Annotated in this window: 11 protein-coding genes; 4 read left to right on the forward strand and 7 right to left on the reverse strand. The window is 54.2% G+C overall.

Features of this window, described 5'->3' with window-relative positions:
- Positions 1 to 455: 455 nt before the first annotated feature.
- The 3 genes from SDD30_RS13445 to SDD30_RS13455 all read left to right on the forward strand — a co-directional run bounded on the left by SDD30_RS13445 (position 456) and on the right by SDD30_RS13455 (position 4,968).
- On the forward strand, positions 456 to 1,226 hold the full coding sequence (locus SDD30_RS13445; RefSeq protein ID WP_434075439.1) for a GntR family transcriptional regulator: 771 nt from the start codon (positions 456 to 458) through the stop codon (positions 1,224 to 1,226).
- Between the two features lie 78 nt (positions 1,227 to 1,304).
- Positions 1,305 to 3,185: a DNA repair helicase XPB gene (locus tag SDD30_RS13450; protein ID WP_434075440.1), complete on the forward strand. Its 1,881-nt coding sequence runs from the start codon at positions 1,305 to 1,307 to the stop codon at positions 3,183 to 3,185.
- Between the two features lie 10 nt (positions 3,186 to 3,195).
- Positions 3,196 to 4,968: a helicase-associated domain-containing protein gene (locus tag SDD30_RS13455; protein ID WP_434075441.1), complete on the forward strand. Its 1,773-nt coding sequence runs from the start codon at positions 3,196 to 3,198 to the stop codon at positions 4,966 to 4,968.
- Between the two features lie 115 nt (positions 4,969 to 5,083).
- Here SDD30_RS13455 and SDD30_RS13460 read toward each other — a convergent pair whose 3' ends face one another.
- The 7 genes from SDD30_RS13460 to SDD30_RS13490 all read right to left on the reverse strand — a co-directional run bounded on the left by SDD30_RS13460 (position 5,084) and on the right by SDD30_RS13490 (position 11,045).
- Positions 5,084 to 5,494 (reverse strand): HEPN domain-containing protein, encoded by a 411-nt coding sequence (locus tag SDD30_RS13460; protein WP_434075442.1) that lies wholly within the window; start codon positions 5,492 to 5,494, stop codon positions 5,084 to 5,086.
- The gene (locus SDD30_RS13465) at positions 5,491 to 5,820 is read right to left on the reverse strand and encodes a nucleotidyltransferase domain-containing protein (protein ID WP_434075443.1); all 330 of its coding nucleotides are present in this window, start codon (positions 5,818 to 5,820) and stop codon (positions 5,491 to 5,493) included. The genes SDD30_RS13460 and SDD30_RS13465 overlap by 4 nt, the downstream gene beginning before the upstream one ends.
- A gap of 166 nt (positions 5,821 to 5,986) precedes the next feature.
- Positions 5,987 to 6,373 carry a DUF1634 domain-containing protein gene (locus SDD30_RS13470; protein WP_434075444.1) on the reverse strand — a complete coding sequence of 129 codons (387 nt, stop codon included), beginning with the start codon at positions 6,371 to 6,373 and terminating at the stop codon, positions 5,987 to 5,989.
- Between the two features lie 5 nt (positions 6,374 to 6,378).
- Entirely contained in the window at positions 6,379 to 7,215 is an 837-nt protein-coding gene (locus SDD30_RS13475) for a sulfite exporter TauE/SafE family protein (protein WP_434075445.1), read from the reverse strand.
- A 180-nt stretch (positions 7,216 to 7,395) separates the two neighbouring features.
- Positions 7,396 to 8,130: a GntR family transcriptional regulator gene (locus SDD30_RS13480; protein WP_434075446.1), complete on the reverse strand. Its 735-nt coding sequence runs from the start codon at positions 8,128 to 8,130 to the stop codon at positions 7,396 to 7,398.
- 190 nt (positions 8,131 to 8,320) lie between these two features.
- Complete coding sequence (locus SDD30_RS13485) at positions 8,321 to 9,742, reverse strand: lactate racemase domain-containing protein (protein ID WP_434075447.1); 1,422 nt, start codon at positions 9,740 to 9,742, stop codon at positions 8,321 to 8,323.
- Between the two features lie 373 nt (positions 9,743 to 10,115).
- Positions 10,116 to 11,045 carry a triose-phosphate isomerase family protein gene (locus SDD30_RS13490; protein WP_434075448.1) on the reverse strand — a complete coding sequence of 310 codons (930 nt, stop codon included), beginning with the start codon at positions 11,043 to 11,045 and terminating at the stop codon, positions 10,116 to 10,118.
- A 275-nt stretch (positions 11,046 to 11,320) separates the two neighbouring features.
- Here SDD30_RS13490 and SDD30_RS13495 point away from each other — a divergent pair.
- Positions 11,321 to 11,561, forward strand: a 241-nt coding sequence (locus SDD30_RS13495) for a hypothetical protein (protein WP_434075449.1), incomplete at its 3' end; no start/stop codon positions are given.

Below are 11,561 nucleotides of genomic sequence, written 5' to 3' on the forward strand. Positions count from 1 at the left end.
CCCTTCCTATACATCGCATTTACATCGCATTTACATCGCATTACAAGGGATACACCCATGGGGGCTACGTATCCCTCAGCGAGAACATAATATGGGAGGAGCCCTTCATGACGGTATACCGCCGCCAGCGAACGGGAGAAAGGAGAGTTCGGTAAGCTTTAATCTGAAACTGGCGCAACCAGTTTCGACAAGCCTCCCACCTCTCACTACCCGCTTCTAACATACCAAATAGCATTATACCATGAATTGAGCGCCTCCAAAAGCATGGTTCTTCCAGCCCGCCCTTTCTCCAGCTTTGATCCGGATTGCGGATATTCGTCAGGGTAACGGCGGTGCTGGTTTAGCGAATTTTCGGGATGTTAGGCCAGTATGGTGGCGAGCAGCCTATTGTCTTATTATAAATAAATAGCTATAATGGATATCAGTATAACTTTATAAAAATGTAGGTGAACTTTGTGGCTATTGATCGTAATAAACCGATACCTCTGCATTACCAGATTACCAGCGAGCTACGCCGGGCCATCAAGGAGGGCCAGTACCGAGTAGGGGATCTCTTTCCCACCGATAAGCAGCTCATGGAAAAGTACGGCGTCAGCAGTATCACGGTGCGCCGGGCCGTGGCGGCCCTGGTAGATGAAGGCCTGCTGGCGCGCCAGCCGGGGAAGGGGACCTTTGTCAAGCGGGAAACAGTAGAAGAGACCCTGGGTAAGCTGACCGGCTTTTTCGAGGAAATGAAGGCCCGCGGTTACGAGCCCAGCGCCACCATTATCTTTACCGGCCCGGTGGAGGACCCGGCAAAGGAGCTCCAAAGGACGCCGGAACTGCGGGTCTTTGGCGACGAGACCCTGTACCTTATCGAAAAGGTCCAGAAGATGAACGGCCAGCCCATTACCTACCTGCGCAGTTACTGGCCCCTGGAATACGGCGGCCGCCTGGCTGCCGAAGACCTGGAACACCACGGTTTATACGAACTGGTGGAAGACAAGCTAGGTCTGGTCCTGGAGCGGGCTGAACAGACCATTTCCGCCGGGCGAGCCGGGAAGAAGGAAGCTGAACACCTGCAGGTGAATACTGGTTCCCCCCTGTTGATCATGACACGGGTGGCCTACGCCGGGGACCGGGCAGTGGAGCTCTCCCTTAACGCCTACCGGCCGGATCGCTACAAGTATCGTGTCGAGCTGGACCGTAACCGCCCCCAGCCGGGTAGCGGCGTCATTGTGGAGTGATAAAACGGGGTTGTCCACCCGCTTTTTTTGATCTAAACTACGGTAGAGAATAATTTTACCGGAGGTTTAAACGAGCTTATGGCTAATGCGCCGGAAAAACCCCTGGTAGTCCAGAGCGACCGGACCCTGCTCCTGGAAGTGGACAACCCCGTCTACCCGGAGGCGCGGGACGCCTTGGCCCGTTTTGCCGAACTGGTCAAGAGCCCCGAGCATATCCACACCTACCGTCTGACCCCCCTTTCCCTATGGAATGCCGCCGCCAGCGGGCTGGATGCCGCGACCATCATCCAGGTACTGGCAGCTTACAGCAAGTACTCCCTGCCGGCCAATGTGGTGACCGATATCCGGGAGTACGTCGGCCGTTATGGGCAGGTCAAACTCGTGAGCAAGGGTAACGAACTACAGTTAGTTACATCTGACCCGGCGGTGGCCGCCGAGATCATCAATAACAAGCGCACCGGCGAGTATATCAAGGAACGCCGCGATAGCTGCACCCTGCGCATTGAACCCTGGCAGCGGGGGGCAGTCAAGCAGGCCCTGATTAAAATCGGCTACCCTGTCGAAGACCTGGCCGGCTATGTACCCGGGGCGCCATTAAAGTTCAGCCTAAGGACAAAGACCTGGGGCGGGGAGGCCTTTAACCTGCGGCCCTACCAGCGGGAAGCGGCGCGGGTCTTTTACGCCGGGGGCAGCTCCCGGGGCGGCAGCGGGGTGGTCGTCCTGCCCTGCGGTGCCGGTAAGACCGTCGTCGGCCTGGCGGCTATGGCTTTGTGCCAATGTTACACCCTGATTCTGGTGACCAGTGTAACGGCCGCCCGCCAGTGGCTGGCGGAGATCCGGGATAAGACGGACCTGCCGGAGGAGGTCCTGGGCGAGTACACCGGGGAGAAAAAGGAGATCAAACCCGTCACGGTGGCCACCTACCAGATTATCACCCACCGCCGCCGTAAAGGGGTAGATTACCCCAACTTCAGCCTCTTCAACCAGCAGGACTGGGGCCTGATCATCTACGACGAGGTCCACCTGTTGCCGGCTCCCATTTTTCGCATTACGGCGGAACTCCAGGCCCGCCGGCGCCTGGGCCTGACGGCCACCCTGGTTCGGGAAGACAAACATGAGGACGATGTTTTTTCCTTGATCGGGCCCAAGAAATACGATTTGCCCTGGAAACAGCTGGAGGCCCAGGGCTGGATCGCCAAAGCCACCTGTTACGAAGTGCGGCTCAACCTACCGCCGGAAATACGGATGGATTACGCCACCGCCGGGGAGCGGGATAAGTACCGGATCGCCGCCACCAATCCCGTCAAAGACCCCCTGGTCGAGGCCATCATCGCCAGCCACGGTAACGAACAGGTTCTGGTCATCGGCCAGTACCTGGACCAGCTGGAGCGCCTGGCCGGGCGACTGGGGGTACCCCTCCTTACCGGTAAGACCAGTAACCGGGAGCGGGAACGCCTCTACCAGGCCTTCCGCCAGGGGGATTTAAAGTGCCTGGTAGTTTCCAAGGTGGCCAACTTTGCCATTGACCTGCCTGAGGCCAGCGTCGCCATCCAGGTATCGGGCACCTTCGGCTCGCGCCAGGAGGAGGCCCAGCGCCTGGGGCGGATCTTGCGGCCTAAAAAGGGAGGCATTCCGGCCAGCTTTTATTCCCTGGTCACCAGGGAGACGGTGGAACAGGAATTCGCCGTGCACCGGCAGCTTTTTTTGACGGAGCAGGGTTACCGTTATGAAATTTTGGGCCCGGACCTCCAGCGGGAGAGGATTTATCCTCTGACGGCCCGTCAGGACGTGGCCGGGTATCAGGAAGCGACACCGGGCAAGGGCCGGCATAAGGGTACAGCCAGCACCGGGGAAACCATCGCGGCAGCAGCGCCGGAACCGCAGGGCCGCCGGCGGGAGCATCCCGCCGCAGCAAAGGTAATCGATCTGGCCACCTGGCGGCAGAAAGCGGGAAGGTAGGGAGGAAGCTATGATGACAATATCGGACCAGGGTGGTGGGGAGCAGGAGATGATCGGCAGCTATCAGGAAATCCTGACCGGGGCGCCCTTTTCTTTCCTGCGGAACCTGGCCCTGAACCTCAACCGGCCCCTGGTGAAGGATAAGAAACTGATCCGGCTCAAACCCAATGCCCAGCGCCAGGAGCTGCTTAAGGACCTGCTGGCCTTTTATAGCTCACCGGACAATCGAGAAAAACTCTGGGAAATGGCCGGCTCGCAAGGGCAGTTCATGCTGCAAACAATTCTTTTTAATGATCAGCCGGCGGACGTCAGCCGGATTCACGAGCAGATTAACAAAACCTTTGGTAAGGGTTCAGCCAAGGAAATCCGCGACCGTTTGCTGGCCTACGGTCTCCTCTTTACCAGCGACGGCGGCGGGCCGCGGGAATATTATCTTATCCCCCTGGAGGTAAGGGGGATTATTTACCGCCACACGGCTGCTACTTTGATGGTTAAAGAAGGGGAGTTGCCGGCAGGGCCGGTGGCAAACCACGGCCTTTTTTTACTGGTCGATTTCTGGATCCTACTTATTAGCATCCTGCAGCAGGAAATCAGGGTCACCCAGGCGGGTAACCTTTATAAACGGGAGCGCAAGCACATTCAGCTCCTACAGCACTATCCGCAGGATGAAGAGCGCTATCTGTTGCTGGAAACCCTGGGCTGGCGCCTGGGTTTTATCAAAGAGGAAGATGGTCTGGCCTATCTAGATAAAGAGGCCGGGGTCTGGCTGCGTCGCCCCCGGGTTGAGCAATGGCTGAGCCTCGTTGGCTGGCTGCTGGGGCGGGATTTTGAAGACACCAGGTGGCTGTGGCCGACCCATGTTATGACGGCCCTGATGGTGTTGCAAGAGGATCAGTGGCTCTCCCTGCCCGAGCTTTACCGGCTGATCAAAAAGATATATATCAAGCAGTATTTAAACTATAACCTGCAGTATACCAGGGACTTTCTCCAGCGCGCCCTGTGGGTGGGAGCCATCGAGATGGTCGGTAATCTCGAAACGGGCGCCATCAGGGTTACTGATATTTTCCGTTCATATATTGACGCTATGCGTAGAGATGCTCTGCGCCAGAACCATGCAGAAGAAAGGAATGCGGCTCAGGGCTCCCTTGATCTTTATAAAAAGGTCCTGGAGCATTTTCTACCGGAGGTCGGCACCTTTGTTGTGCAGCCCAATTATGAGATCATCGCCCCCCTGGAGCTGGCGCCGCCCCTGCTTTTACTGCTCAGCGGCCTGGCGGATCTGAAGAGTGCCGACCGCACCTTTATCTTCAATCTCACCGAAAAATCCTTTTACCGCGGCTTTACTGCCGGCCGACAGCCGGAGGAAATGGTCAAGTTCCTCCGGGAGCATAGTAAATATGAACTTCCCACCAACGTCGGCGCCACCCTGGAGGAATGGGCCGCCAAAATGGGCACCATATCCCTCGTGCGGGGGGCGCTGGTACGCTGCCGGAGCACGGAGGAGGCCGTCCAGGTGCAGGCCTGGCTGCAGGCCCGGGGGTGGCTCCTCGAACAAATTACCCCCACGGATTTCTTAATCCCCGAGAATGTTGCCTATCAATGCCTGCACGCCCTGGAGGAAGAGGGCTATATGCCCTACCCCCAGGTTACCGTCCACCGGGTCGGACCTGGAGATAGGGATTATGATAAGGATTATGATAAGGATGATTATAATGGGGCGCCCCTGCAGGAGATGTTAAAACGGGCATTGGAGGAAGTTTTTAGGAAGGGGGAGAGCGAATAATATAGAGTAGCGGGATGAAGGCCTATAACAAAGGTAGAGTAGTTATCAATGGGGCTATATTACGTGTGTAGCAACCGTTCGGCATCTGAGGTCCAGAGTGAAGCTTTCAACTTTTTTATCGGGAGTTTTCTATCAGCATAGTAACTAATTCGTCAAGCTGTTGCAGGTATTTCTTCCCTTGTTCGATATATTCCTGGACTTCTTCCCAAGGAAAACTTTTATCCTTGTAATCAGCTTCCGCCCGGGCTGTTTGCAGATCATGGAGAAACCGCCCCACTTCCCTGGGTAGCAGCCCTTCTTTCACATAGACGCGGTTAACCTCACCTATTACTGCGGCATGTTTAGTGGGGATTTTAGGCTGGAAAGCAAGGAGGGCCAGGCAGGCACGGTAAAAAGCATAATAGATCCGATTAACCGCGCTGGGGTATTTTTCACCTTTGAAAGCCCATTCAGCTTCATCCCAGGCTTCCCATGCCTTTTCCATTTTGGTCCGAGCAAATAGCATTTTTAGTTCTATATCACTCATAGAACATTAATCCCTTCCAGGTTTATATTCTGGTAAAAAGGTCCTGCCCGGAATAAAGGAGATTGAAATTCCTGGAGATCATATGCCAGGGCGATTAACGGGATATCTTCCTGCAAGCTAATTTCGTAAGCTTCGTCGATGATGGTGGCACGGATTTTTCTGTCGAGTTTTTCAGCGACCACAAGGACATCAATATCTGAGTCGGGTTCATAATCGCCTCTAGCCTGGGAACCAAATAGAATAACTGATTTCACAGGGAGGTTTCTTTTTCTCAAAATATCTGCGTACGATTTAACAATATCTAAAGCTTTTCTGTTGGGAGCCATAAGCTATCGCCTCCAGCGTAATTAGCACCCATTTTCTTTTATACAGAAATTACCATACACAATGTTATAGTATCATATACCCGCATGAAAAGCAATGGTTATGTTTCAAAGCTCCAGTTGGGTGTAACCCCGGCGGGCTCAAAACCTGCCGGGGCTATATTATGAGTTACTCCGCTTTACCAAGCAGCAGGCTTAAAATCAACATGGCCAGCACATAAGAGGTAATCAGGACATAGGGCCGGTCGCGATCAACGATAAAAGCGATAATTGAGGCGGCCACCCTAAAAATTGGGGTGGCAATAAGGAGCAGTAACCCCAAGTCTATAATGGCATAAGGCTTCAGGTCTGCCAGCCCGGCCAGAACCTGGGGGATGCTGGCCGGGAAGATATCGCCCGGATAGCCGCTGCTGCCGGTGATTACGTACAGGATGACACCGGCGGCAATTACGAGGGAACTGATAATAACCCCCCAGCGCAGCGAGCGGCTGATGAAGTCTTCGACGACGACGGCCCGGGGCTCCCCGGCCGGTTTTTTTTGCAGGTTGGCTTCCATCCAACTCACCTCAACCCTTTAATCAACATCTGCAAAGATACATAGAGCAGGACCGGGACAAAGATCTTCCGCAGGGTGGTATTGCGCAAACGGACCATGAGGCGGGTGCCCAGGGTGGCACCGGTAACTACTCCCAGGGCGACTGGCGCGGCAATAGCCGGGTGAATGTCCCCTCGGGTGAAATAGATGCCGGCACTGGCGGCGGCGGTGACCCCGATCATGAAATTGCTCGTGGCAGTGGAGACCTTCATGGGTAGCTTCATAAACATATCCATGGCCATGACCTTAAAGATGCCGCTGCCAATGCCCAGCAGGCCGGAAATGACGCCGGCGCCGTACATGACGCCAAACCCCTCATAAACCCCGGTCGAGGTATAGGCCACCGGCCGGTTCAAGACCTGGTCGTAGTAGCTGCCCTCCAGGTTGAGTTTTTTCGCCAAGGGGTGGGCTTCGACCCCTTCCGGCAGTTCAACATTACGCCTTTTAAACATAGCCAGGGTGGAATAGCCCAGGACGACGGCAAAAATGATATATAGGACGCGGGGGCTGATTAAGCCGCCTAGATAGGCTCCGGTAATGGCGCCGGTGGTGGTGGCCATCTCCAGGAACATGCCGATGCGGATATTGGTAATGCGGTCGCGGATATAAGCCGCCGCCGCACCGCTGGAGGTGGCGATGACCGAGACGATGCTGGCGCCGATGGCGTAACGGATGTCAATATTGAGGAGCAGGGTGAGAATGGGAATGATAATTATCCCGCCCCCCAGGCCCAGCAGGGATCCTACCAGCCCGGCCAGAACTGAACCGGCGAAAATTAAAAGGATCAGGGAAAAACTGAACAACGTAAAACCTCCCTAACGCTTATTTCTGCAAGCTGCCTGTGCTGCCCAAGGGATATATAACAAGGACGAAAAGGTAGCATATCCGTTTTCATGACAGAAGCCTCTGCCGCCAGGTGGAAGGCGTATTTTCTGGTGCGGGCAGCCGAATCCCGGAGGAACATTTAAGCGTTACCCGGAGAATTATTTATGAGGGTGCCTTTGCAGATCGACATGGTACTCATAACGATCTCCCCGGTAAATAGCGCGGGAATAATCAATAGGCAACCCCCCTTCAACGTAGGTGGTGCGCTTAACGACCAGGATGGGGCTGCCAGACCGGCACTGCAGGTACTGGGCTTCTTCCTGTGAAGCGCGGTCGACGCTGATGCGCTGCCGGCCGTTGCTGATTTTATAACCATACAGTTCTAGCTGGGTATAGATCAGGTCCTTAGATAGATCCATATTCTGGATTAACCGGCCGATAGCCGGAGGAAAATAGCTGGCGTCCAGCAATAAAGGCTGTCCGGTTGTGGTTATCAATCTGGTGACGCCAAATACAGCTTCATCTTCTGATAGCTGGAGTTCCCGACGGATTTCGGGTGTAGCTTCCTGGAAGCCTTTTTGGAGAACCTGGATTTTCACTTCCATCCCTTCCAGGGTCAACTCCTCGGCTACCCCTAGAAGCCGGGCCAGGGGCCGCTCGATACGCTGGGGGGCGACAAAGGTGCCCTTGCCATGATGGCGGTATAATAAACCTTCGTTGACCAGTTCGGCAATAGCTTGCCGTACCGTCACCCGGCTGACACCGTAGGTATCCATTAAGTGTCTTTCGCCGGGCAGGGCTGCCCCGGGCTGCAATTCCCCGGCAGTGATTTTCTGCTTGAGGATGTCCTTCAGTTGTTCATATAAGGGTTTAGCGCTGCCGGGATAGAGCACGAGCGAAGCCCCCTTAATGGGATGTGGGAGGTGAGAGGTGGGTTACTTGCGGAAATTGGCTACGCCAATTTCTCATTTACAGCGTCTCACTTTAGCTGTAGTTTGGTTTATAAAATAGCCATTGAAGTATGGAGTAATGCCGCGGAAGATTACTTCCTGTTGAGGTCCCTTCAGCAGTATGCCGCTGGAGTTATTTGCGCTTCAAGTGTACTGAAACCTTTAGGAAGCTTTCCGGTAGTACCAGGATGCGTGGGTTTTTACCCACGTATTTTTCCGCCTGCTTTAAGGCGTCGGCAAAGGTATTAGTGGGTATGCAGCCCATGGCGCGGGCGTAACCGGGTTTCCTGGCACCGGGAATGAAAACGGCGCTGGTGTGCTTCAAGGCTACCCCTCCCATGGATACCATGGAGAGGGCGTGGAAGGGATGGTAGGCGTAGGCGTAGCGGTATTTAAAAATATCCTCCGGGTCGTGGGCGATCTCGTCCTCAAAGCGTACAGCTTCCGCAAAGTCGGCTACTTCCTGGAGTTTATGGAATACCTTGCGGTAAGAGGGGAACCACTCGTCATTGAACCAGCCGTCACACAGGGAGGGGGCGATGATGACGCCGCCGTCGTTAAAGACGTCAAAGTTGCGGGCCAAGTTGGCGCCGATGGCCTGGAGCATGAGGATAGGGTTGGTGCCCATGCCGGGACCGTAATGAAAAGTCCGGGGTTCACCGAAAACCATGATATCGAATTTATCCTTGATGTCCAGGTAGACGTTGGTCCGCTTTTCCGCCAGCTGCCAACTGGCTTCCTGGACTTCTTTGGCGGCACCGGCGTAAACACCCAGAACCTGGGAATTGGTATCGGTAACGGCATCGACGCAGAAGAACTTCTTGCCCATACCCTTTTCAATGGCCTGGCCGATGGAATCGAACTGGCGGCGCATCAGGCTTTTGCCGGTATTGACGGGGATAAAGTCGGCGCGGTGCATGGTGTCCGGGCAGTGGTGGCAGCGGATAGAGCGCCAGGTGGTAACGCCGGTGACGCACATCTTGTAGCCGCCGCTATAACCACCGTAGGGGTTGCCCTGGACGTGGCCGATCATGACGGCCAGGTCGGCTTCGGCCACATCGCGGTTGACGTTGACCACGTTACCCATATCATCATAGCCATACTCAACGATGCCCTCGGGGTCTTCGGCGTCGTGCATCGCCAGGCGGTCCGGCCAGAAGGCATCGACGATCTCCCGGCCCAGGTACCAGTAGAGTTCCTCTTTGGTATTCTTGCGGTGCAGGCCCATGGCGCAAATGAGCTTGATGTCCTTATCCTCGACGCCGGCTTTCTTCAGTTCCTCAACGATAATAGGGATACATACCCGCCGGTGAGCTAATGCGTGGGCGCCACCTTTCACCCGGTCGGGGAAGGCGATGACGACTTTACTGCCCTTTTTCACCAGCTGGCTAAAGGGGGGCATGCCTAATGGATTGGCCAGGGCCTGGCGGGTGGCTGCATAGGGGTCGACTGCCGGCGGGTCGACGTTATCCCGGCCTACTTGGAAGATGGTGGCCGTATCCGGCACCTCAACGGGCATTTTGGCATCGCCGTATTCTAACAGGACTTCCTGCACTGGGGATAGCTCCTTTCTACCCTAAAATAATTTGCTTTACCATTTTAACCTGCTGTTGGTGCTACATGCAGGCGCTTAATTGTAAAATAGCTTTCTATTATGCTATGGTTATTGCCAGTTTTCCGGTTTCGTCCAGGGCGTCTTAACTGGGTGGGCCAGGTCGCTCGCTGCCGGCAAATGGAGTATAGATGCCCAGGTTATAAGTTAAATGAAACTTAACAAGCATTTTGCCTTCTCTCCGCTTTTCCTCCGCTTCCACTCCGTTTTATGAACAAAGTGATGATAAAGTAATATTTAATTACATGGTTGCCTTCATATCCCAGGTAAAACCTTATCTGCATAGAACCTGGCCTGGCGCCCTGCTTTTTAAAGATTAGGCTGCGTATTTGGCAATGATATTTCTTAATCCTTCCGGATCAAACCCAATATCGCCGGTGAACCTGGTCAGAGCCACCAGGCCCCCACCTATAGTTTCAATTCCCGCTATCATGCCGGCGTTTTCCTCTTTCAAGCCACCGCCATAGACAACGACGGGGTCAAAATTATATTTTTCCTTGACTACCGCTTTTATATAGGCGGATACAAAGGCTATATACTCTCTATCCGGAGGCGTCTTACCAGGCCCGATGGCCCATACAGGTTCATAGCCGATGACGATAGTTTGGTTACCTGTTTTACCTTTAATACCCTTTAAGCCAATTTCCAGCTGCGATTTCAAGACGGCTTCAACCCGCGGTTTTTGCTCGGTGAAGCTTCCGTCTCCTTTTTCGGCTGCTGTTTCACCGACACACAGCAAAACATTTAATCCGGCCTCGAGGGCGCAGCTAACTTCTTCGTTAATGATGCTGTTTAAAGCCTGCATCGCTTTAGTTCGGGCTATTACACTGGCATTACAAGAAGGATCATAACGCTCGATAATCCCCAGCTTATCCCGGCGCTCTTCGGAATGGCCGATGATCGACCAGGTACAACCCAAATTTTTGGCGGCAGCTGCCGGCAGGTTGGTGGTGAAGGCGCCAAAGTTACCGCCGGGAGTGACATCTTCCCGGAAAACCCCCTGGCAGCCGATCTGCAGGTTTTGCACCTCGCCCGCCGGATAGGAAGCCAGTTTTTCCAGAGCGCTGATAATCAGGGCTTCGGGTAAAAGGTAGGTAACCCTTATGTCGGGCAGTTTCCCCAGCCCGTATCTTATACTTTCCTCCATCACCCATTCAATCCATTTTTTAGGATTATCGAGCGGGCATATACCCCCCAGGCTTTGCGGGACTTCAAAGCGCTTGAGGTTAACGAAAATTTCCTTCACTAATTATCCCCCTTTCAGGTATGCTGGTTAGTACCAGTATAAAATATGGGAGAACAAAATGCAAGTCGCAAGATGAAAAAGAGTGTCAAGGGACAATGAAAATGTCACTATAAAAACACCTTAAAGGGACAGAGAAAATGTCACCCTCCTTGAGAAAGGGGCAAGGAATTATCCACAGATAAAGGCATCGCTTTTTTGGTCTGGTTAATAGGTATCCGGCGCCAGGGATGGTCCGGGGCCGGCTTGTGGGCCTTACTGGCAGGAGCCTTTTTAGGTTGTTCAGCCCTCACCGGGAGAGCCGGGGTAAACTCCTGCAGTGCGAAGTAATTACCACCGTAGAGGGCGCTAAAAGAACCATCCAGATGCGTAAGCACCTCAACAGTCGACCGTGGCTGCAAAGGAACGACAGCGCCCTTAGTATCCACCAGTTGGTAAGTATGGCCCAGATAGGAGATAGAAGAACCGCGGGACGCCTTGCGATCCTCACGCGTCGCAAGGATTTGCTTCAACCGGGCC

This window comes from Moorella naiadis (nom. illeg.), assembly GCF_051020825.1.
Classification (GTDB): domain Bacteria; phylum Bacillota; class DSM-521; order Neomoorellales; family Neomoorellaceae; genus Neomoorella; species Neomoorella naiadis.